Genomic DNA, 20724 nt, shown 5'->3' on the forward strand with positions numbered 1-20724 from the left:
CATGCCGTCAAACCTATAGCAGCTGCAAGGCGCCGCCTCCTCCGCCACCACCGGCGCCCCCTCCTTCTGGCGGTGGTGGTGGAAGTGTTGGCAGCGTTTTTTACATGTCTGGATTCATTTGCAGTAGCGCACAAAACGGCTATTACCAAGGCCCGCTTCCTCTGTCCAACAAAAATTGGATCATTAGCATCTACCGCAGCTTCAATTGGGCCGGTCGATGCGCTGAGCTTGGTGGTTACCTATACTGGCAGAATATATGGGTTTCTGTTGCTGGAGGAACGGATCCTGCGGCGCTCTCTGCTAAGCAATCGTATATGGAAGAACAGATGCGAAAGGCAGCTTATGCAAATGGCGAACACTTACCCTCGCACAAGGCTTCGGAAGACGCCCTTTGCACATCTGAGGCACAAAAGAAATATGGCCGTAGTGCTCGTGCTGAGTATGTGGTTTTTTCCGGCTACCAATGCAAAATCACGGGTTTTTGACTTACATCTGGTCAATCAACAGGCGCTGGATAGCAAGGCGCTTGAAAGACACGGGGGATCGCTTATGATCCCCCGACTGCACGTGCGCTGAATGTGTCGCTGACAGGTTTTTCTTAACACTCGCCCAGAATGACCATTCATGCTTCGCCCGATTCCTTGCAGGTGGGGCAAAGGTGACATGAATCCGAGAATTGCCTAATACTAGAACGTAACCAGGCATTTATTGCCAGAATTGTTGATGTAGGTTGATTTGGCGTAGTTACCAGAGCCATGCGCTCTATTGGCCGCCTCTACGCAGATCAGGTTGACGATGCGTATCTGCTCTGACAGCGGATTGGTTGAGTTTCGAATGTCGGTCAAGACACTTTCAATTCCTCTTGTCTGCTCCTGGGCCTGCCAATGTGTCCACCCGCTGTATCCAAGCACGTCCTGCTCCGGACACCGGCCAACGTGGTTTGGATGATTTCTGTACGCATTGATAATCTTGTTCTTGTTCACACTGGATGAAGCCCCAAGCCAGTAGAGAGGGTTGGATGAGTCGCATATCAGTGCGCCGGAGACAACCTGTGTTGTTGAGCCTGGTGGAGGCCTTACTGGAGTGGGAGGAGTGGGAGGAGTGGGTGCAGGCGGCGATGCGCAATAGTCCGTGGTTTTGTAGCAACTCCCCCATGATGTGGAACCTGTTGAGCTGACAAGCTCTGTCCCAATTGGCGGCACTTTCCAGCCATAGACAGGATATGAACCGGTGCGCTGTGATGAGCAGCTTCCACCATAGGCGCAAGAGCACGCACATGAGCTTGTTGTGTAGAGCGTTTTTAGACGGTAGGCAGAGACGCACCGACCAGCAATCACATCCCACCGCTGAGATGCCGCGCAGCCACTTCCAGAAGGGTTGAAATTCAGCGCTGCATTAACAACCACGTTTTGCAGAACGATCTGCGCCGTGTTAGGAGCTTGAGCCTGGCATATGGTGGAGACCATTAGCATTAGGCATAAGAGTGGTGAGTAGCGCATGCAGGCCCCGTCTAGATGAATTTGCAGCCCTGAATAACCTGAGCACGCGCACCAGCGCCTGCTGGCGCTATGACGACACGGTTACCTACGATAGATGCGCTTTGAGCAACGCGGATCTTGCTGGCGCTTGATGAGGAAGTCGTTCCACTGAAGGAGCCGGTGACCACTACAGTGCCTGAGGCGTTAGTAGAACCTGTACCAGACATGCTGCCAGAGAGATTGCCCCTGATATCGATATCCGATCCTGTCATGGTCGCATCCATCGTGCTTAACGATGCCATGGCAAAGGGTTGGGTATTAGCAGGGCAGGTAATGGCTGGAAGAATTTCGTTGTTTTGCAGAATGGATGAGGATTGCACCGAATAGGCATTCATCGGGAACCAGCGAGAGCCCATGCAGCTCAGCAGTGCATTGTTGGCGCTTGTTACATACAAGCCTTCTTCGTTGCATGAGGCGCCTGGTACAGCCTTTTCGGTAATCTTCATGCCTTTGTCTGTGGTTAAAGTGCCCTTGACGCCAAGATCCCCGAGGAGTCTGATGTTTCTCGTGTCGCCCTGGCGCACGTACTGGTTATGCATGGTGCTGTTAAGCGATGCAGAAACGGCCAGGTGTCCTGGGCTATTTGCGGGCAAACCAAGGACGCTTGAGTCAATATTGAACAATGGCCCATTAAACTTTGAAGCGTTGATGCTGTTGCTGCCGCCATAACCATTGGTTGCCATGATGGCGCTTCCAATAAGGTTGTTGTTGAACTCCACTCCACTAGGGGGTGGCGAGCACGTATCGATATCTATGTAGCCTCGTGGCTTTGCCGTTGAGATGGGCCAGCAGGTGTAGACGTAGGCATCAACAGAGCAATGTAGGCCTGGACAGGCTGCATCGCTTCGCTGAAGGCTGATATGAACAGATCTGCCAAGTGGCGGGGCATCAGGAAAATCGGAGCGTAGAAAACCTGCATTCTTAAGGTCTCTAACTGAAATAACGGTCGAGTCACCTTCAAACACTGCCCACGAAGGAGGCTCTGGAAGTGTTCCCAAAGGAAGCCCACTGACATCATTCTTCTGAAGCGCATCGATGTGTGCAGAGATAGCGCTTAAGGTGGCACCACGAACCGACAGCATATACTTGCCTGTCGATTCAGCAGCAGATTCGTTTATCAAGGTTGCCCATTTACCTGCCGCAATAGCGGCGAGCAGCGTCGAAATCAAAATAGCAATCATCAGCGACGTGAGCGCAAATCCTTTTTGCTGGATTGATTTCAAACGCATGGTCAAAGCCCTATCAGTTTTTGATGGTGAAAATGAATTCGTTCACGTCACCATCTGAGCACGCCGAAGCTGCGGTCGATGCGATGTATGCAAGTTCGACGTTCATGTCGTCATCAGTTGTCTTGACAGCTGTTCCATTGATGCTGATGTCATCTACCGTGCGTTGCAGTGCTGTGGCCAAAGAAGGGCAGGCTGCCTGGTTAACGTTTTCAAATGTCAAGGCGAAGGCATCACCTGTTTCTGAAATTTCAATGGTGCCAGCCGAGCCGCCGCCCAAGCCATGACGGACGACTTCACCTCCGGTGCCTTGACCGGATACGTCACCAACTTGCAAGGAACCGCCACGCACGGCACGTGCAAAGTATTCTTGATCGAGTCCGGTGAAAGGCTCAGTGCCTGAACCTGCTGAGTTGATTTTGACCTTAGCGATAAAGCGCTGCGTTTCCTCGGCAACAGATGGAATGGCACCTTCGATCAGGTAGTCCTTAATCTTGGGGACGCCCCAAACGGCAAGGATGGCCATGACCATGATACCCATGCCGATGGAGAGGAGGTAATTACCCCGCTGGGATTTCTTACCCTTGAAACCAGATAGATTTCTGGCGTTTTTCATGATGCAGCCCTCATTTTTTATTGTTATTGGTATCAAATAGAACATGAAGCGTAGTTACTGTCAATAAGCGTAATTCGTTACTTTTGTTCAAGACAAAAAGTTTTGCAGGGCGTAGCGCATATCATCAATAACGGCGATATGCCAGAACATCAGATAGCCTGCAACCACAATGGCTGAAATCATCAGTACCCAGCTAAACAGAGTGCTTTGCAGTGTGATCTTTTTCATCACCCGGTCTTCAAGCCTGAGTCTTACGAACTGAAGCGCATCTTCCAGACCTCTGGATTCGATAAGGTCAGCGATATACCACTCCATTTCCTTGACCAGGATGCCGGTGCAGAACAATGGCGCACCAGATTCTCCCGTATCAATCATTTCGATCATCTTGTCGACATGGTGTCTTTTCCATAGGCTGCCGCCTTCTCGTTGCAGCAATATGGCATCTCTGAGCTTGTGCGAGGTGTTTCCTCGCTTGCGGGCGAGGGAGGCAAGGTTGGATAGGAAACTGATACTCTGAAAGTCACGGTACATGCCCCAGATGATGCCATACTTATCCAGAAGCTGACGAACAGGGCCAGTGACTCTTCCAAGCGACAAGCCTATGCCCACTACAAGGCCGATGACGCCAAGAGATATGAGTGACCAATACGCGGTGACAAATTCAGAAAAAGCAAATAGCTTTTTGGCAGAGATCGGGTATTGATCAGGTGGCAGAATCGAGAAAGCCTGTGCCAGTTTTGGCGTGGTGTAGGAGGGCATGGCAAAGACCAAGGCCAGAAGCATAACCATACAGACCACTGAGGCCATCAAGGTGGTTATGATGGTGCCCTTGGCTTTGGAGATCAACAGCCTGTTTCGCGCCATATCCCTGAGTCCTTCCTCAAGGGCGCCTTCAAAGCCCAGGCTCTGAAGCATATCCATGATTGCGATATCTTCACGAGGCAGTGTGCCTGCAAAGGTGCGCTTAAGACTTCCGCCTTCCTGATAACGCTCATGCCAATGTTTGGCCAATGTGCCACGGGTCGTACCAGCGTAGCGCTGTGCATCGCCTGCCAGGATCTGCTTGAGCGACATAGAGCCACGTGTGCCCTCCATCATGTCAGCAAGATAGAGGTAGTAGTCACTGCGCTTGGAGGCAAAGAGGATTGAGGCGATTTTCACCGCGAAGGGAATCGCATCCTCATTCGTGCGTACTGATTGGCCCATTCTTCTGCGCAAAAGTGTCATGGCCTATACCCCTTTTGCAGGGCAACGGTTTCAAATGAATGCGTTCTTACTTCAACGTCACGTGGATCGAAAAGCCCCATTAGCATCTTGTAAACTGCACATTCCATTAGACTTTTGCCGGTCATATCAGGGTCATTGATCGGCGCCTTTGGGTAGTTTTCAAAGTACTGCTGTAGGCCAATGGTATCGCCGTTGCGAATGAGTTTAAGCACCTGGAGGTCTGTACCAGGCTCGATCATCTCGGCCACCACCGTTCTGCCTGAATAGCCATTGAGCTCTGGTAGATCGGCTCTCTTGCAGTGCTCACAGCCATCAGTGTTTCTGACCTTCAGTTGATCAGTACTAACGCTGTACATACCGCCGATGAGTTTCTTATAGGCCTTCCAGTGAGCAGGGTCATGCATGATGCCGCGAATGTCCTGGCCACCTTTTTCGCAAAGTGTGTCGAGGGGCAATGCGCAATGTTGACACAAGGTTGGGATAAGGGCCTGAAACACGAGAAGGTTCAGAATGCCGGGAGAGCCAAGCAGGTCTCTTGGAATACCAATGGACGATGAACTCAAGCGTTCAGGTATATGCATGGCTGATTTCGCGTGAACTGTGCTGTAGATGCTCGTACCCGATCCCACGATGTCGACAAATGCCTTGGCCGTTTCAGGGTCTCGGATTTCACCGATCATCAGATCATGAGGTGCTGAGCGCTTGATGGTTCTTAGCTTTGATTCAAATGCTTGGCTATCATTGCCCTCAAGTGAACGCGAAATCGTGTTCTGAAGAGCGTTTGGGATTCGGTATTCGACTGGATCCTCAAGAGTGATGACCTTGCGAGTGTTAGGTAGGGCGCTTAGCAGGTTGGCAAGCGTGGTTGACTTACCCGATCCGACAACCCCTGCAATGATGAACGAGCCACCCTCACTCATCTGGACGCGTTCAAGCATTTTGATCTGGCTTGGTAAGTAGCCCTGATCTGCCAGGCTCTTGTTAACGCTTTTTACGTCGATTCTGAGCAGCCGAAGCGTGACTGACGGGCCACTGTCTGTTGCAAGTGATGCCCAGCGCGCCATGACGCGTGAATGATCAACCAGTACCTCGATACGACACTGCTGCTCGGAGTCTGCACTGAAAACGGGGGATGATCCTCCTTTGCTGTCCATCCAGGCTACGTTCAGAATCTCAATCATTCTGTCGGTTTTGATTTTCCATCGTTCAGGCGCAATGTATTTTCCTTCGATTGAAAAGCAAACCTGAGAATATGGCTCATTGAGGTGAACATTCAGATGGGCGTCGGATGCGTTGTTTCGAATGCCCCAGGTTATGATTTCGTGAAAGGCCGCCTTGTATGCGGTTACGGTTTCCTTTTCACGGTAGCTGCTGCTCTTGCTTGGATCGTCTTCACGCAGGGTCAATAGCAGTGTCGGTGTAATCATTTGAATCAGCGGCTTTTGCTTTGATCCGCCCTCAATGATGCTTTTCTCTTCAGCGGTTTTTACAAGGTCGCTATTGATGTAGTCAGGGGTGACGAATATGACCCATTGGCCAGAATCAAGCTGTGCCGGGCACACTTTGGTTGATAATTGCTCTCCAATGAGATCATCACGAAACCGTGCGATAGGTGATGGCAATCCTGCAAGGTCTTCATGGCTGGTAAAGATAAGCGCTTGGGCAGATAGGCTTGATGGTGCGCTGGCATCAGCCTGATGTGCTATGGATTTCTTGCCAAGGTTAGAAAAAGTAAGCATGGGATGACCTTATTTGCCGAGGCACAGTTCAATTGGCGCGTCATTGCGCTTGAGCGCTACACAGGGCGGCGCGATGCTGTCAAGCGAGTAACCCATGTCATTGGTGCTTGTCGACCCATTAGTGAAGCGATACCTGGCGTCATTGATTAGCACATCGCTATAGAGCCTTGGGGCTGTGCCAAAAATGCTAACGAGCTGAAGCCTGGGTTCATCTTCGATAGGCTCCATGACAAGCTCTGGCTGCTCTACTTCGATGGGTTTGTGCTCTACTTCGATGGGTTTGGCATCATTAAGTGTGGCATCAGCCTCGGCAGCGGCACTGTCTGTAACCTGCTGCGACACAGGGGCGGCCAGGGTGGTGGCTGCTTCGTATTTCTGTAGATTATCCAAAATGAGCTGCTCCATGCTGACCTGCGCGTAGGAGGCAAGCTTTGCGTCAAGAATCACCAGATCCTTTACATACTTAATCTCAGGTGTTCCAGATTCATCATTTTCAAAAATCTCTTGATAGTTAGAATTATCGGCCTCGCCTGCAAAGCAAGGCATGGCCAGCGCCACCGCAAGCGCGAGTACGTATTTCGATGTGAAATTATTGCGCATAGTATTCACCCACAAGCTTGGCACTTATCATGCTCTTATTGATCGTTACGTTTTCAATGGGGTTTAGCTTAACATTAATTGACAGGATCTTCGTTGATTCTTCAATAGGCAATATTGATAAAGTTCTGATTGGGCTGCTCAATGAGAACGAAATCACTGTGGGTATTTTTAGATCATCTGCGGGTTTGGCGGGGAATGGAATCTTTGTGCGCTGACCCTTTGCATTTTGTGCATAAGGTTCTTCCACATTGATTTTCTTGGGTGTCTGAATCTTTATTTCATTAATAGCGGCCATGACAAGCTGGGTTTTGCTGATGTGATCGATCTGAATTTGTTCTTCACTTCTAATGATCGTATCAGCCAGATTTTTTCGCTCGGCAGTCATGAGCCAGCTGGCCCTTACGGTGTTTAGATCAACCCATTTGGTCGTCCAGCCTGATGGTGCCTGGTCGGCAAATGATCGGTTGGACGACGCATTAGATCGAGCGTAGATGGCGTAGCAGTTAAACCCTTTATCTACCGCATCACATCCGACCTCGCCAAGCACCCAGCTGCCAACTTTCAGGGGGATTTTCCCAATGGCAGAATACAATGCGTCCAGTCCACGCCTGCCATCGACTTTGATTTTTGTCTTGGACTCCTGAATTTTCAAGGCCCATTCCTTGTGGGCATCGACGTGGCGCATCGGGTTTTGTTCGGCAATCCTGGCATCCTGATATTTCTTGAACTGGCTCATACCAACGTCATAGCCTGCGACGGCTATCACGCCAAAGAATGCCATCTTTATCCATAGTGGTACGGTTTCGAACTTGTTCTTAGTGCCTATGAGCTCGGAGCGGCTGTTGCAGTACTGAGTGATGTCGATGTCGTCGATTACGACAATCGCGTTTGCATACCGCTTTCTAAGATCGCTGATATGAAGATCGGCCTCTTCACGCGAGCAGATGATGTCAGTGCCTGTCACCACTACGCCGTCATGCGATGCGATGACCCAACAGCGCTTATCATCAAGCTCTACAAGCGAGAGAAAGACCCCGTTAGGATGGCTTTGCGCGAAAATGGCGCCAGCAGAATAAAGCTTGACTTTCTTTGGTTGGCGCTTGAGTTTCACAAAGCCTGCGGCGGATGAGCTGCTTCCCGCCTGAGTGTAGTGAGTGGACTTGAGCTCCAAGGCCTTATGAAGCGACTGCTTCTCAAGGTTCGAACCAATAAGCGCCAGCCAGCGTATGCCAAAGACGATTTTCCTGGTTGGGTTAATATCCTGGATCAGGTAGCCGACTGTCATGATCAACGCTCTTTTACATATGCAGTCAGAACCATGACGGTCAGCACTTCACTTTTCTCCGCTACGTCGGAACCCCCCAGGATCTTGCTCAGCGTCTTATCGATACGGCGCTCATCTGATGTTGTCTTCTTGTGTGTGTAGGCGTTGACGATAAAGGGTTGCCCTGAGCGCACGATAGTTGAGCGGACAAGTACTTCGCTACGGGTCTTTGGCGACTGTACGTAGCTGCCATCTGGAAGGGTCTGCTTTTCAAGCACAGGGTCAGGGGTGTTGTCGTACTTGATGGCAAGGTTAATGTCTCCATTGCTGTAAGCATGAGGAAGCACGGTCAGCAGGCGGCCAGAGACTTCTTCAGCCTGGCTCACCGATACGGTTGGCGCCGAGTTGTCGGAGTAGCTCTTGGTCTGCTCAAGCTTGTCAATGTACTTGATTTTTGCGGGCCTCCCAGATGTAGCAGGTTGGCCGTTATTGGAGCCGAATGTGTTGGTTTTTCGGTCAACAATGGTGCCGATCTTACTCAGCGCCTGGATGGCAACAGATGAGCCTGCCCACTGACCCGCGCCAACTTTGGCACCAATACCAAGCGCAGAACCTTCCTGCTCTAGCAATGAATTGAGGCCATTTATATTGAAGCTGTTCCCGTTTCCTGCTGAACCGAAGGCAATATCCCAGTCAACACCCGCCTGAGAGCTGGACAGATTTTCGATGGTGATCTCCTCAAACATGAATTCAATAGTTCGCGAGCGAATATTGTTTTCAGCTTCGATGTAGGCGGCGATATTGTCCAGAGCCTCTTTGGTGTCGGTGACCACCAGAAGGCCGTTGCTGCCTTCTGAAATCTTGCCGGGCAGGGTCATGAACTGCTCAATCTTATTGATGATGGCATCCATTGGGCCTTTCTTATCATCTTCGAGCGCCATGCTTGCGTTCGATTTGCTGGCGACGCCTCTCGAACCTGAACCGTCAAGCTTACCGGACAAGCCGACCGTCATGCTTGATGAGGATTTTAATTCAATACCCTTGATCTCGAAGTAACGGGTTTCGGTGCGATAGAACACCAGGGCCGAGATGGCTGGGTCGTATTTCCAGTAAACGCCAAACTTGATGGCGATTGCATCGAGAAGGGTAGGTAGCTTGTGTTGACCAACCGGAAGGGGGTTGGGTGATTGTCTTCCGTAACCAACGGAGGTAGGGCCTTGAGAACGTGCCTGGTCAAATGACAGGGCATTGTTCATCATCATGTCAAACGATGAGTCAGACAGTGCAGGGAAGTCCTTGAGCTCTGTGTCGACCTCTTTCTTGTCCAAGCGGGGCATGAATGCCTCATAAGGTAGCAGTGCATCGGGCGTGATTTTGACAAGAATTCCGGTTGCATCCTGAATGCGACTGGCAATGGTGGGAAGACCGGCCTCGTCACGGTACAACATGACACTGTTTATCTCGCCTCGTAATGCTGGTGGTAGCTGCATATCGCGTGACAATGGAACCGATTTACTGATGATGTAAGGCTTGTCGACTTCCTGAGAAAGACGCTTGGCCGCGATACTCAACCCTTTATTATTTTCATTGATCAGCCTCGAAGTGCTGATGGATGAGGAGGTTGCCTGCTGCTCGTATTCGCGCTTTTCATCTATAACCGAACAGCCTGATAAGCCAACGAGCGCGCCGGAGACTGCAACGCTAAGCAGTGATGTTTTGAATTTTGATAATTGCTTGGCTTTCATGATCACTTGGCACCGTCACAGACTTCGTTGAAATGGATGACCCTGAGGACTTTATTGGAATAGAAGCAGGGTTGAAGAGGGGTGTCGCCAAGCTCGGTCGCGCTAACGAGCGAGCGAACCGCATCTTTGAATTCACCCTTGAAAACTGCGCTCGCTGAAATCGGTACGTCCCTATCAACAGCCCAATGCTCAACCTCGAATGTCCAGCCTGTCTTTTCCTTCCACTTGATCAGTGCTTCGCGAATGGTGCGGTCTGCTGGGCTAATCGACCATGTATTGAGATCAACAGCAGGCTTGGCAGGAGTCACTGAAGCAGGCGCTTGCAGAATGGTCGCTGGAGACGCTTTTGGCACCGCTGGAGAGATAGTGGGCACGGTCACCACTTTCGATGCGTCAGCAGTCGCAGCAGGGCTGGGTGTATGGGGCATTGGCTGGGCGGGTGCCACGGATGCAACCGTTATGGTCTTGACGCTACTGACAGACTCAGGCGCTTTTACGGCAACAGGGGTATTGGACAACGACTTGGCGTCGGGTTGTGCTACACGCTTGGTGGCTTCGGTCGATACCTGACCCTTGTTTGCCTGAACAGCCTTTTTGATCCAGTAGGTGAAATCATTCGAGGCAGTCAAAGGCTCAACAATCGAAAGGGTGGCAACCTTGGCTTTCCAATCAAGCGTAAACTGAAAGCCGTAGCGCATGCCTACATCATTGAGTACCTCAGTCCATGGCTCGCCGTACACGAAGTCGATCCGTGCTGGCGCTGTGAAAGGCTCAGTGCTCGCATACGCAAGATACCATCCTTCTGGAAGGATAGCGCGCATAGCCTCATTGAAATACATCCCGTACTGGACATTTACAGGATTAATTGGGCTGTAGATTTCTATTTCGCTCTGCTTGCCAACATTTGAAACAGGTGTGCTGACGTTTCCGATATGAGAGATTCTAGGTAGATGGGTGTCTTGAGAAATCGAACTCTGCTGCGTTTGGTTCGACTTATTTAGCGAAAAAATGCCTGCATGACCAGATATTGGGATAATGCTTAACGCCAACAGGGATAGCGCTGAAGCCGCGACGATGCGTTTCACGTTGACACCTCTTTCTTATAATTTTGTGCCGGATTTCAAAACAATAAGCTCAAAATAAAATCGTGTCAATATCATCCATAAAATAATAAGTGCACCCATAGTGAGAGCAAAAACACGTGAAGGTTAACGTCGTGAAGCGGGCCTCATTGCCAGTGGCTGGTTTGTACGTTATCGATGAGCTTGAGATCTAATTGACCAGGCGCTGGCGCCAGTATCCAGGCACGCCAAAGAGCCACTACGACATTGCCATTAGCAAGCGTGCGCTTGCGGTCAAGGCTGGGGCAGTCGAGATCACCATGGGTCAAACAGGGGAGATCGTACGAGCCAAGCGTGAAGGCAAACCGGTGAGCTCGCTGGGAATCGGATTGATCGGCAATACGCCAGATCTTTTCCAATAGCACCACGAGCCTATCGGCTTGGGGCTGGATCAGCAGGTGCTTTTTGCTGAGGCTTGTCGAGCACCTTGAGCAGGGAGCTGTCAAAGCCAAGGCTGGTTTTACCTTCGTTGGAGAACTCAATCGCTCGTTTGAGCGTATTGTTGACCGGCTTTATTTCATGGGCATCGATGACCGATTCAATGTCCTTGAGGCTAATGGGCGTATTTTCATGCCGCAGTAACTTATCGTTCACAATGTCGCTGATGATCCTAGCCATCGTCTGCTGAGATGCCTGATTGTCGCCTGGGGTGCTTGAAAATATCTGGTCGTGGTTCTTTAGGAAATATTGCTCAATTGACTTTCCCTCTTCAATTATCGCCTTGGCATTATCATTCAACCCGATGTTGGCAGCCAGGCTAACCCCCGCCAGGTGTATGCGATTGATTGTGCTTACAAGTCGCTCTTGCTTGTTAGGTATCAGGTCAAATGCTTTTGTTGCCAATGTTAGCCCAGTACGGGCAACGAAAGCCGAAATCCCTGAGGCGACTCCACCGATCATGCCTGCGCCTATGACCATGGGGGCTGGCGCCGGACTCAGGGCGGCAATAGCCAGTGATCCGGTAATGACGGTCAATGCAGTCCCATACATCAGAAGCCATGGGTCTGTGGATTTTCGTGCTGTTGGCCATCCACCCCACTTTACGGGGCGGTGAGATTGAATGAGACTGGCTGAATCTCGAAGCACTTCATTTCTGGTTTCAAGGATGTTGTTCATACGATTTCCGTGACATAATTTGAATATAAAGAGTGAGTACCACATGCTAAAAACAATTGAACAAAGTCTCAGTCGTATTGCTCAAAGCGCTGAGCGTTTGGCCTCTATTGCGGCCACCCCAGGTCTTTCGGCTGAAGAGACTGCTGCACTTATTGATCTGAATGCTCACCTTCAATCCATAAGCGCGAGTCTTTTGTCGCAACTCTCCGTGAGCGACAGTGAGGCACTTAAGCTAATTTTGCAGCTTGAAAATAATGCAACAACAAAAATATCCATGATTAAAATCTAACAGTAAATCAGCTATTGAGACAAGCCCTCCGACAAATTGGCATTAAATGGTATATGAAATGCCAAGCACCACTGGTTATGATATAAAAAAGCAGGAGAGATCATGAAAAGCCTGATGACACTTGAAGACTTTAATAAGAAAATCACAAATTATCTGAATGGACGTGAAATAGAGTCCATTACGCAAACGATTGAGGAAGGCATTGAGCTGATAGAAAATGCTGTGGCAAACCGTTCCGGTAATCCGCGTTCCAGGGTCGAGGCTTTTCATGCTCAAGAAATCGCCAAGCGAACAATTGAATCGCTGGCGCCCTTGTTATACAAGCTTGATTTGTTGGAAAGGTATTATGAAGTATACCCAAATCCAGCCGTTTTCAGCAGGTCTATACTAAGTGCATTCTATGATGACGCACGAAACCCAAATCTGTCACTGGCAAGAAAGGCAATCGAATTGGGCGGCGTTATCGTTGCTAAAGATTTGTCAGGCACATCATTTAATTTTAACAAGACCCCGCCAGCTGATCTTGTTGAGTCTCTTTTCAAAAATATAAAGGAAAATTACTGGGCTACCGCTGCACTTGGAAGTGATGCCATTTACTCTTCAGGACTTGAAAGATTTTACACCAATCTACTCACTTCTCTTTTTATTGGAAAACCGCATAGGGCTGTAGAAATCACTCAGAAAGACCCTGAGTTCTTTAACAAGTTCGTAGTGGATGGACTGTTTTTTAAAAAAGAAAAGCATGGCGTTTTGAAGCACATGATTTATGATCAATGCACGACCAGCTTGTTCCTGGCTATTCATAAATACTCAAAGGATTTGTACAAAGAGATTCTTGACGATATGCAAGTCGTATCAAGGCTACAAGGTGCTGTGGCTTATCGACGAAGCGTTGACCTTAGTCGGCTACCCGCGCATGCCAATATAAACGCGGCGTTCTGCATGGACGCATTCTGCACGGGAATGCATTCACTAACCCTAAGCGACGAAAATTACAAGGGTCTGATGAAGCATTGGGCTTTAAATGGGCAGGAAGAAAAACTCTACAAAAAAGTCAGTCGAAGAAAGCAGATAACTTCCCTTGTCGAATGCTACCGTGAGTACGCATTGGCTATCAGCAAAGATAATTGCGTCATTGCTGACATTAGCGTACGGAAAAACAACAGATTTCTCAAAAATGTAGAGCTTTTTGAAAAAATATATATAAGGCCAGAAAACAGAATTGCCTCTAACCCCATTGCTATGCAGAATCACATTGTTTTCGCACTGAACAATGGAGATGATGAGGATTGCAATAGAATCTGCGATACCTATGCCGGACAGATGTCAAGTCGCAGGGTCGTTGACGAGCTGCTTAGACTAAGTATTGCAAGCCCAAGCGGTTACAGAACTGAAAGGTTCGACAAGTTCATACACAAGATGATTGCGGACAAAGAAACAAGGAGCGCATTCGCGCATATCTCCAAAAAAACGTATGATGACGCTTTCTCAGGCTGGAACGACATTGGCATGAAGGTTTTGAAGACCATAAAGTGGCAAGACCCGGAAATCAAGAGGTCTTGGATCTCATCTGATATGGAGATTTAAGTGTTCGGCAATTACTGCATTGATTGCTGCAATTGCCGATGCATGCCCCTAACTTTTGAAGTTAAAGCCTAAAGTTCAAAATCGACTTTTGACAGCTGGTGTCGGATTTTGGAACTACCGACCTTTAGTAGGCGAGTACGGCCAATTGCATTTTCAAGGTATCGAACACAATCTTTTTTAGCGTCAAGGTTTTCAATTCTCGATATGACTTCATCTGCCTCTTGCGAGATAATTCGGCAGGCTACGGCAGAGAGTAAATTGCTACTGTTGCTGGCGCAGGTGTTTATTAAGTTTTCAATGACCTCGTGCCGCTTGCCTTCTTTGAGAAGTAGCCGGGTATGGCCAAAACGCTTTTTAGACATATCACTAAGAAGCATGGCTTCTCCGTCACGAATATCTTTCTTGATGAAATTGAGGAAGCTATCAATTTGATCCAGCCGCGTTTCTGGCACATTCCAGGGATTACACTTATCATTGCCTGCCAGTATTGGACTTGACTTGAACAGATTAGCCAGTGACTCGTCGATAAAGTCAGCAACAACCGCATGGCCTAGATAATCCTGATCTTTTCGAAGCTCGTCCAGGTCAAGCTCCAGCGAACATTGGTCTTCATATTCAGATTTTGCAAAGCCTTGTACTACTTTTCGAAACAAAACGTATGAATCAGCCATTACGGACTCCTTTTTCTAATAGTTTAATGCTTTTGGAAGCATTTTCACAAGAAGCAGGGGTGGATCACCCAATAGTGGACAAAGGCATTTACCTGCATTAAGTGCATGCGGCTGTAAATTTAACGACAGCTCTTGCAATAAATATCAAATGGAATGGTTATTTGTAATACATCATGATAATTTCTTGCAATAACTATATCGCAGGAGCTTGACAACATGCCCTTAATTAGAACGCCCAATACCAATATTCAAGAGATATATGACCGCCTTGGAAATGCCAGTGGGCTGCTTGATGTATTTTTTTGCAGGGTACATCTAGATGGCTCACCGTTCATGGTTGGAACAGATGATTCTGTTCCGCATGTAATGCATGGATGTGTTTCATTGGGATCAGATTCATTTAATAGTCGATCTGCTTTAAATATTTCCATTTCACACCTATCAGACCTGGCAGCAATTGAGGGTGTTTTTTCAGACTATCTGGAGTATGACAAAATTGTTCGTGATGGATTCGTGCCGCCCGAACACTTTTCGACCTTCTGTAGAACTGGAGAGAATCTGAGTTTCAGACTGATCGCCCAAGCCCCGCAAGTTGAGGGTGCCCCACTAAAACGATGCTATCCAGAAGAAACGTTAGTCAATTCCTTAGATATTGGGGCAATGGCCAACGATGTCTTCATGCCTGTTGTCAGCATGACGCTACACAAGGGGCGCTATACGGGGATTTGTTTGGCTCACGACCTCGCGTTGTTAAAGGCGATCAGTGAGGGTGTTTCGCCAACTGAGCTTGATAGACAATTTAAACTAAACAAGAAGCGACTCGTAAAGCAGGATTACGATCTCGTATGCAAAATTGAAAATGGGATAACGAGCTTCATTCGAGTGCCAAAGTCCAAGGCTGAATGAGTCCGGCGAGCACAGACAGAAAAGCCCCGAGAGGTCTGGCACACAATGGTGTCATCCAGGCATCTCGGGGCTTGGGGTTGCGTATCAGGAGCGGGGAAGGGTAACGCCGCGCTGTCCCTGGTACTTGCCTCCACGATCACGGTAGGAGGTTTCACAAGCCTCATCGGACTGAAGGAACAGCATCTGAGCGACCCCTTCGTTGGCGTAGATCTTGGCAGGCAGGGTTGTTGTGTTGGAAAACTCAAGCGTGACGTGACCTTCCCACTCGGGCTCAAGCGGAGTGACATTGACGATAATGCCACACCGAGCGTAGGTGCTCTTGCCCAGACAGATCGTCAGTACGTCACGCGGGATGCGGAAGTACTCGACAGTTCGCGCGAGGGCGAACGAGTTTGGTGGAATGATGCACACATCGCTTTGAATATCGACGAAGCTTTTTTCATCGAAGTTCTTCGGATCGACGACTGCCGAATGGATGTTGGTGAACACCTTGAACTCATTGGCGCATCGCACATCGTAACCGTAGCTGCTGGTGCCGTAGCTGATGATCTTTTTGGCCACATCAAGATTGCCTTGCGTTTCGTAGCGCACCTGAGCGGGATTGAAGCCTTCGAGCATCGGTTTCCAATCCCGCCAGAGGTGCTCAAGGCCGGGGAGGGGGGTGAAGAGAAGATGTTCAGCCTGACCAACCTCGTGTGGCTGTAGGCCATAACCGGGGACATTGAGGCGAGTAGGGTGGATGCATTGCTGCTTGATCCAGCGATCAGATTTGATGGTCATGAGGTTCTCCAGAAAGGTGACCACTATAATTGTGACCACCTTTATTGACAAGTTGTTTAGTTAGAAGCGATCCGAGGTGTCCCAGGTAGAGCCGCCCGAAATAGAGTCAGAGGTCGACCAGGAAGATGAACTGGAAGATCTGTCTGACGTAGACCAGGCGCTGCTTGAGCTTGAACTGCTGCGCATGACTTCAGGCTCTCGATACGTCGAGCTGTTGCGCACCTGTGAGTCGATATCATGCTGGCTCAGGGAGCCTGCGATGTAGCCATTAATGAAGTCAGATACATCGAATGACTCACGGAATCGACGATTTCCACTGTCATAGGAACTGCGAACAAAGTGATCTCGCAGCTCCTTGGCACGGCGGAACGTGTCAGATGCTTCGCGAAGCCTGATGCGCAACGTCTGCTCCTGAACCTTAAGGCGCTCCTCGGCAGCGGTCAGATCCTTGTACTGATCCAGAGCTTGTTCATCCCGCAGGCTACTGGTGGCCTTGGTCATGCGCTCAAGGGTCGGGATGCTGAGCTTGGCAAGCGTGCTGCTCATGGACTCTTTGATGCTCATCATCAAAGGGTCTGTGTTGTTCAGGTGCTTGTTTAGCGCGTTTTGCAGGGTCGAGATGGCTTGTCGGCGCTCACTCAGCCGATCCTCGGACTTGCGCAGACGACCTTCAGCATCCGAAATGCCAAACTTCGACTGGATCTGATACTCCTTGGCCCTCAGGTCATCAGCTTTTTCTCTGTGCAGCTTGACCTGCTCATCAAGACGTTTTTCTGCAAGGCCCGGAAGCTTTTGCAAAATATCGTAGTCATGGCGAGACTGATCAAAATCGATCCGTTTGGCCAGCCACTTATCCATGAGGCGAAAAGGCCCCATGCCACTGTAATCGGCTGTACCGAATTTGCGCCCCAGCAAATGCTTGAACGCCTCGCTTTGGTCGAATGGCTTGAGCTTGGCCCGGCACTCATCAGCGGTCGCATCGAGTGTCTCACTCAGGCGCGCCACATCGGAGCCAAGGAGTTCCAGCTGTTCACGCAAGAGCGTGATGGATTCATCCTTCGCGATTTCAGAGGAAGCCGCCGTGCGCTTTTCAGCAAGCATGCGGGTGTTGGTAGCCACTTCGAGTTCAGATTGCTTGATGCGCTCGCGGGCTTCATCCATCTGAGTCACGATGCCGTCATGCTCTTGTTCACGCTGAGCCAGCACATCACGGATGCGCCCGGTAACGTCGCGAGCAGTTTCGCCGCTGATGATCGAGTCGATCTGCGTATCGGCAATGGCCTGCATCAGCACGATTTTCTTGTGCGTGATGGTTTCGAGCTCAACCTGTGTTTTATGCAGGTTGACTTCAATGTCTCGCTTGCTCTTGTCCGCGCTGTCAACGTAGGACTGGATTTTACTTTTTACATCGCTTCCACGAATAGACATGGTCAGATCCCTTCCCTTACCAGCGTGTCACGGACGAGCCAAGCGTCGGCGTGCTGTACTTGATTTCATAATGACCAGCGGGCTTGGAGCCGAAGGCTGGATTGTCGATGACACCGTCCGCCACCTTGTCGGACTTGACCTTTTCAAAGACAGCCTGATCAACGCGCTGACCCCAGCGATTCGTGACTGAGATAGCGTTTGTTTCAACGTTCTCGACTTCACGATTGAACACCTTGCCGTTGCTATCAATCGCCTCCAGAACCACATAGTAGCGCTTGGTTCGGTCATTGTTTCTGGCAAAGCCAGATTCAACCCCTGGGCGATCAACGATCCTGATGCGCAGATCGGCGGACACGTACTCCTGAAGCGACTTGATTTTATCAAGCGTCTGGTTAAAGCCCTTGGTGTTACCCGAGCGTGCATCCTGGCGCGCTGTTTCAATCAGTGCATTGAGCCGATTGGTGCCAGCCTGGTCTTTGAAGCCTGCGCCAAGGGTTGGTGCGACGTCATCAATCATGGCAAGCAGGGCTTTGCTGCTGTCTTTCAAAACAAGTGTGTCGTTGATCTTCTTGATCGAATCCTGAGCCGATTTGCCTTGCCCCGACTTGATGCTCAAGAGGGTTCCAGCGCGCTGAGTGATGATGTCAGGCTCTTGCTTGTATTGACGATAGAGCTCAGACGATTCCATCGCTTGAAAATCAAGATCGGCATTCACAAGGCTTTCGAGGTTTTTGCCTGCACTCTCCAGCTCCCCCGTCCGCTTGGCAATATCAGCCATATAGGTCTTGCGGTTATTGAAATAACTGAGCCAGCGAGCCGATTCCGCTTCGAGCGTTTCCGTCGAACCATCTGGCTTGGCCAGTTCAAATTTTGAACCAGTATCAGAAGCGATTAATGAAGAGAGCTCGACCATATGATGACGAACTCCCTGCTTCATTGTCATCGCAAGGCCATTGGCATGCTGCATTTTTTCAATGGGTAGGGCTTCAAGCAGCGTGCCAGCATCTTGCGTAGCCTGGACTGCCTTGACCGTAACATCGGCGTTCTTTCGCCCAAACTGCTCAGCTTCGACAGTGAGCGCCTTCAGCTCAGCATCCACGCGAGACTTGTGAATAACAGTCCCGATGATAGGCGCACTGACCATAATCACAACAATGGCCGGTGCTGCCACGCTGATGATTGCACGATACTTGAATGCACGCAGGTAAAGGCTGGCGATCTTTTGAGCCATCCATCCACCCTGAACACCCTTATAGGTGAAGCGGTTCTTTTCGTACGCCTCAATCCCAGCCTTGATCATCTCGGGCGTCACATCAGTGATGCCCTGGCGCTGATAGAATTCGGTCAGTGCTTTTTCAAGCTCAGCCCGAGATTCATGCTGATTCAGGTACTTCTCCATCGCCTGACGCTGATGCCGGTATTGATCGACCAGCAGAGCAACATTCATCGCGGCCTGGGTATTGAGGATGGTCATCGTCGTCTCTCTTATTTAGCGTAGGCAGCTGTCTTGCCGACCAGCTGAGCAAAGCGCTGCTTGCCTTCTTCGGAGATGCGGGCCACTTCGTTGGCGTTTTGAGTCGCCTCGACGCGCAGCTCCTGAATCAGCTTGTAGCTACTTTCCTGGAAGTCGCCAACAGCATCAACCAGCTTCTTGATCGAATCGGCCTTGAGTCCTGGGCCATAACCGGCGCGCAGACCTTCCTCAAGCACGCGACCACCCATGCTAGCCAATTCTTCAAGGCCCTTGTTCATGCCATCTTTCATGGCATTGAGGGTTTGGGTGCCTTCATGCAGGCCCTGGGTCGAGTTGAATGCAGCCGCCTGGCCGGTGAAGACGATCTCGTTTGTAGCAAAGAAGGTTACGCCCTGGTTGTACAGGCGATTCTTGACCTGATTGGTCTGCTTCAGGCGAGCAAACACGAACTCGGAGGCGTTGTAGGCCACACGCAGTTGATCGGCCAGATCCTTGGCAATCTGATAGCGTTCATCGACCAGCTGATGGGCGCGAATTTTCTCGTCGCGTGCCAGCTCCAGTTGAGAGCGTTCCTGATCAGAAACACCAACAGCTGTTTTTGTGTCCAAATCGCTCTGTGCGCTTTGAAGCTCAAGACGAGCCACTTCCAGCGCCTTGGTTGCATTCTCAAGCAGAACATGGGCTTGGCTTTCGGCGTCTTTCTGCGCAAAGCGGAAGTCGGCATAGGCATTGAGAATGCGCGTTTCACGATCCAGCTGACCGTGCAGGGACTTGGATACGTCCACATAGACCGTCTTGATCTTTTCGAAGCGCGCCGGGATGGTGCCCTTGCGCATGTCGCGCCATTTCATGGCCAGCTTGTCAAAGAAGCCGACCTTGCCGTTTTCGATGTACTTGAGCTGCTTACCCGTGTCTTCGCGGATAGAGGTGAAGCTGGAGGTGATTACCTCATAGCGGTTGGCGACTTCCATGCCTGAAATCTGCTGGCGAACTACTTCATTGAATACACCCTGGCGAGCCAGCACCAGCGCAATGGACATGGCCTGATCGGAGCCGAATTCACTGACTTGAGCGATCAGGTTCTGAACAGGCAGGTCTTCCTGCTTCTCGGCCACGCCCAGCTGGGTGAGGGTGGAAACGGCCTGGTTGAGGTAGCTCAAGGCTTTGTTGCTGGACATGTGAAGATTCCTTCGGGGGTTGATGGGCGTAATCATACGCATGAATTGACAGCCTGTCAATAACAGCTGTTTTGCGAGGCAGGGGCTAGAATTCACCTGCGTGTGATGCATCCTTGTATTCGTGGTGATGTGGAGCGCAGGCTAGTCAATAAGAGCATATAAGTTAAATTCATGCCATTTATTGAATTTAAAAACCATATATTGAAACAGCGTTGCTGC

Annotated in this window: 19 protein-coding genes; 5 read left to right on the plus strand and 14 right to left on the minus strand. The window is 50.0% G+C overall.

Annotated features, from left to right (window positions below; all coding sequences use genetic code 11):
* Positions 1 to 104: 104 nt before the first annotated feature.
* Positions 105 to 485 (plus strand): hypothetical protein, encoded by a 381-nt coding sequence (locus P5704_026955; GenBank protein ID WOF81540.1) that lies wholly within the window; start codon positions 105 to 107, stop codon positions 483 to 485.
* Between the two features lie 1025 nt (positions 486 to 1510).
* Here the strand turns inward: P5704_026955 and P5704_026960 are convergent.
* The 8 genes from P5704_026960 to P5704_026995 form a co-directional block, all read right to left on the minus strand.
* Positions 1511 to 2767, minus strand: coding sequence for a hypothetical protein (locus tag P5704_026960; protein ID WOF81541.1), 1257 nt, complete (start codon positions 2765 to 2767; stop codon positions 1511 to 1513).
* A 13-nt stretch (positions 2768 to 2780) separates the two neighbouring features.
* A complete protein-coding gene (locus P5704_026965) occupies positions 2781 to 3380 on the minus strand; it encodes a type 4 pilus major pilin (GenBank protein WOF81542.1) in 600 nt (199 codons plus the stop codon).
* 87 nt (positions 3381 to 3467) lie between these two features.
* Positions 3468 to 4607: a hypothetical protein gene (locus tag P5704_026970; protein ID WOF81543.1), complete on the minus strand. Its 1140-nt coding sequence runs from the start codon at positions 4605 to 4607 to the stop codon at positions 3468 to 3470.
* Entirely contained in the window at positions 4604 to 6346 is a 1743-nt protein-coding gene (locus tag P5704_026975; GenBank protein WOF81544.1) for an ATPase, T2SS/T4P/T4SS family, read from the minus strand. The genes P5704_026970 and P5704_026975 overlap by 4 nt, the downstream gene beginning before the upstream one ends.
* 9 nt (positions 6347 to 6355) lie before the next feature.
* Positions 6356 to 6946, minus strand: coding sequence for a hypothetical protein (locus tag P5704_026980; protein ID WOF81545.1), 591 nt, complete (start codon positions 6944 to 6946; stop codon positions 6356 to 6358).
* On the minus strand, positions 6936 to 8231 hold the full coding sequence (gene pilO2 / locus P5704_026985) for a type 4b pilus protein PilO2 (GenBank protein ID WOF81546.1): 1296 nt from the start codon (positions 8229 to 8231) through the stop codon (positions 6936 to 6938). Before pilO2 ends, P5704_026980 begins: the two co-directional genes overlap by 11 nt.
* 2 nt (positions 8232 to 8233) lie before the next feature.
* Positions 8234 to 9955, minus strand: coding sequence for a hypothetical protein (locus P5704_026990; protein WOF81547.1), 1722 nt, complete (start codon positions 9953 to 9955; stop codon positions 8234 to 8236).
* A 2-nt stretch (positions 9956 to 9957) separates the two neighbouring features.
* The gene (locus tag P5704_026995; GenBank protein WOF81548.1) at positions 9958 to 11040 is read right to left on the minus strand and encodes a TcpQ domain-containing protein; all 1083 of its coding nucleotides are present in this window, start codon (positions 11038 to 11040) and stop codon (positions 9958 to 9960) included.
* A gap of 191 nt (positions 11041 to 11231) precedes the next feature.
* Between P5704_026995 and P5704_027000 the strand changes: the two genes are divergently transcribed.
* Positions 11232 to 11438, plus strand: a complete 207-nt coding sequence (locus P5704_027000) for a DUF4031 domain-containing protein (protein ID WOF81549.1) — start codon at positions 11232 to 11234, stop codon at positions 11436 to 11438.
* A gap of 10 nt (positions 11439 to 11448) precedes the next feature.
* Here the strand turns inward: P5704_027000 and P5704_027005 are convergent, their stop codons facing one another.
* Positions 11449 to 12192, minus strand: a complete 744-nt coding sequence (locus tag P5704_027005; protein ID WOF81550.1) for a hypothetical protein — start codon at positions 12190 to 12192, stop codon at positions 11449 to 11451.
* Between the two features lie 43 nt (positions 12193 to 12235).
* Here P5704_027005 and P5704_027010 point away from each other — a divergent pair, with 43 nt between their 5' ends.
* Positions 12236 to 12481: a hypothetical protein gene (locus P5704_027010; GenBank protein ID WOF81551.1), complete on the plus strand. Its 246-nt coding sequence runs from the start codon at positions 12236 to 12238 to the stop codon at positions 12479 to 12481.
* Between the two features lie 102 nt (positions 12482 to 12583).
* Positions 12584 to 14068, plus strand: coding sequence for a hypothetical protein (locus P5704_027015; protein ID WOF81552.1), 1485 nt, complete (start codon positions 12584 to 12586; stop codon positions 14066 to 14068).
* Between the two features lie 68 nt (positions 14069 to 14136).
* Here P5704_027015 and P5704_027020 read toward each other — a convergent pair whose 3' ends face one another.
* Positions 14137 to 14739, minus strand: a complete 603-nt coding sequence (locus tag P5704_027020) for a hypothetical protein (GenBank protein WOF81553.1) — start codon at positions 14737 to 14739, stop codon at positions 14137 to 14139.
* A gap of 216 nt (positions 14740 to 14955) precedes the next feature.
* On the opposite strand from P5704_027020, the gene P5704_027025 reads away from it, so the two are divergent.
* Complete coding sequence (locus P5704_027025) at positions 14956 to 15645, plus strand: hypothetical protein (protein ID WOF81554.1); 690 nt, start codon at positions 14956 to 14958, stop codon at positions 15643 to 15645.
* A gap of 84 nt (positions 15646 to 15729) precedes the next feature.
* Here the strand turns inward: P5704_027025 and dcd are convergent, their stop codons facing one another.
* From dcd to P5704_027045, 4 genes are all read right to left on the minus strand, one after another.
* Complete coding sequence (gene dcd, locus P5704_027030) at positions 15730 to 16263, minus strand: dCTP deaminase (protein ID WOF82223.1); 534 nt, start codon at positions 16261 to 16263, stop codon at positions 15730 to 15732.
* A 222-nt stretch (positions 16264 to 16485) separates the two neighbouring features.
* Positions 16486 to 17853: a hypothetical protein gene (locus tag P5704_027035; GenBank protein WOF81555.1), complete on the minus strand. Its 1368-nt coding sequence runs from the start codon at positions 17851 to 17853 to the stop codon at positions 16486 to 16488.
* Between the two features lie 16 nt (positions 17854 to 17869).
* Positions 17870 to 19327 carry a DUF6384 family protein gene (locus tag P5704_027040; GenBank protein WOF81556.1) on the minus strand — a complete coding sequence of 486 codons (1458 nt, stop codon included), beginning with the start codon at positions 19325 to 19327 and terminating at the stop codon, positions 17870 to 17872.
* A gap of 11 nt (positions 19328 to 19338) precedes the next feature.
* On the minus strand, positions 19339 to 20616 hold the full coding sequence (locus P5704_027045; protein ID WOF81557.1) for a hypothetical protein: 1278 nt from the start codon (positions 20614 to 20616) through the stop codon (positions 19339 to 19341).
* Positions 20617 to 20724 lie beyond the last annotated feature (108 nt).

Source organism: Pseudomonas sp. FeN3W (genome assembly GCA_030263805.2).
Lineage (GTDB): Bacteria > Pseudomonadota > Gammaproteobacteria > Pseudomonadales > Pseudomonadaceae > Stutzerimonas > Stutzerimonas stutzeri_G.

Excerpts from the sequence above, each read along its gene's own strand:
- P5704_026965 (WOF81542.1), bottom strand. The coding sequence starts at position 3,380 with ATGAAAAACGCCAGAAATCTATCTGGTTTCAAGGGTAAGAAATCCCAG.
- P5704_026970 (WOF81543.1), bottom strand. The coding sequence starts at position 4,607 with ATGACACTTTTGCGCAGAAGAATGGGCCAATCAGTACGCACGAATGAG.
- P5704_027015 (WOF81552.1), top strand. The coding sequence starts at position 12,584 with ATGAAAAGCCTGATGACACTTGAAGACTTTAATAAGAAAATCACAAAT.
- P5704_027010 (WOF81551.1), top strand. The coding sequence starts at position 12,236 with ATGCTAAAAACAATTGAACAAAGTCTCAGTCGTATTGCTCAAAGCGCT.
- P5704_026990 (WOF81547.1), bottom strand. The coding sequence starts at position 9,955 with ATGAAAGCCAAGCAATTATCAAAATTCAAAACATCACTGCTTAGCGTT.
- dcd (WOF82223.1), bottom strand. The coding sequence starts at position 16,263 with ATGCTCGAAGGCTTCAATCCCGCTCAGGTGCGCTACGAAACGCAAGGC.
- P5704_026975 (WOF81544.1), bottom strand. The coding sequence starts at position 6,346 with ATGCTTACTTTTTCTAACCTTGGCAAGAAATCCATAGCACATCAGGCT.
- P5704_027025 (WOF81554.1), top strand. The coding sequence starts at position 14,956 with ATGCCCTTAATTAGAACGCCCAATACCAATATTCAAGAGATATATGAC.
- pilO2 (WOF81546.1), bottom strand. The coding sequence starts at position 8,231 with ATGACAGTCGGCTACCTGATCCAGGATATTAACCCAACCAGGAAAATC.
- P5704_026955 (WOF81540.1), top strand. The coding sequence starts at position 105 with ATGTCTGGATTCATTTGCAGTAGCGCACAAAACGGCTATTACCAAGGC.
- P5704_027005 (WOF81550.1), bottom strand. The coding sequence starts at position 12,192 with ATGAACAACATCCTTGAAACCAGAAATGAAGTGCTTCGAGATTCAGCC.
- P5704_026980 (WOF81545.1), bottom strand. The coding sequence starts at position 6,946 with ATGCGCAATAATTTCACATCGAAATACGTACTCGCGCTTGCGGTGGCG.
- P5704_027020 (WOF81553.1), bottom strand. The coding sequence starts at position 14,739 with ATGGCTGATTCATACGTTTTGTTTCGAAAAGTAGTACAAGGCTTTGCA.
- P5704_027040 (WOF81556.1), bottom strand. The coding sequence starts at position 19,327 with ATGACCATCCTCAATACCCAGGCCGCGATGAATGTTGCTCTGCTGGTC.
- P5704_027035 (WOF81555.1), bottom strand. The coding sequence starts at position 17,853 with ATGTCTATTCGTGGAAGCGATGTAAAAAGTAAAATCCAGTCCTACGTT.
- P5704_026960 (WOF81541.1), bottom strand. The coding sequence starts at position 2,767 with ATGCGTTTGAAATCAATCCAGCAAAAAGGATTTGCGCTCACGTCGCTG.
- P5704_027045 (WOF81557.1), bottom strand. The coding sequence starts at position 20,616 with ATGCATCACACGCAGGTGAATTCTAGCCCCTGCCTCGCAAAACAGCTG.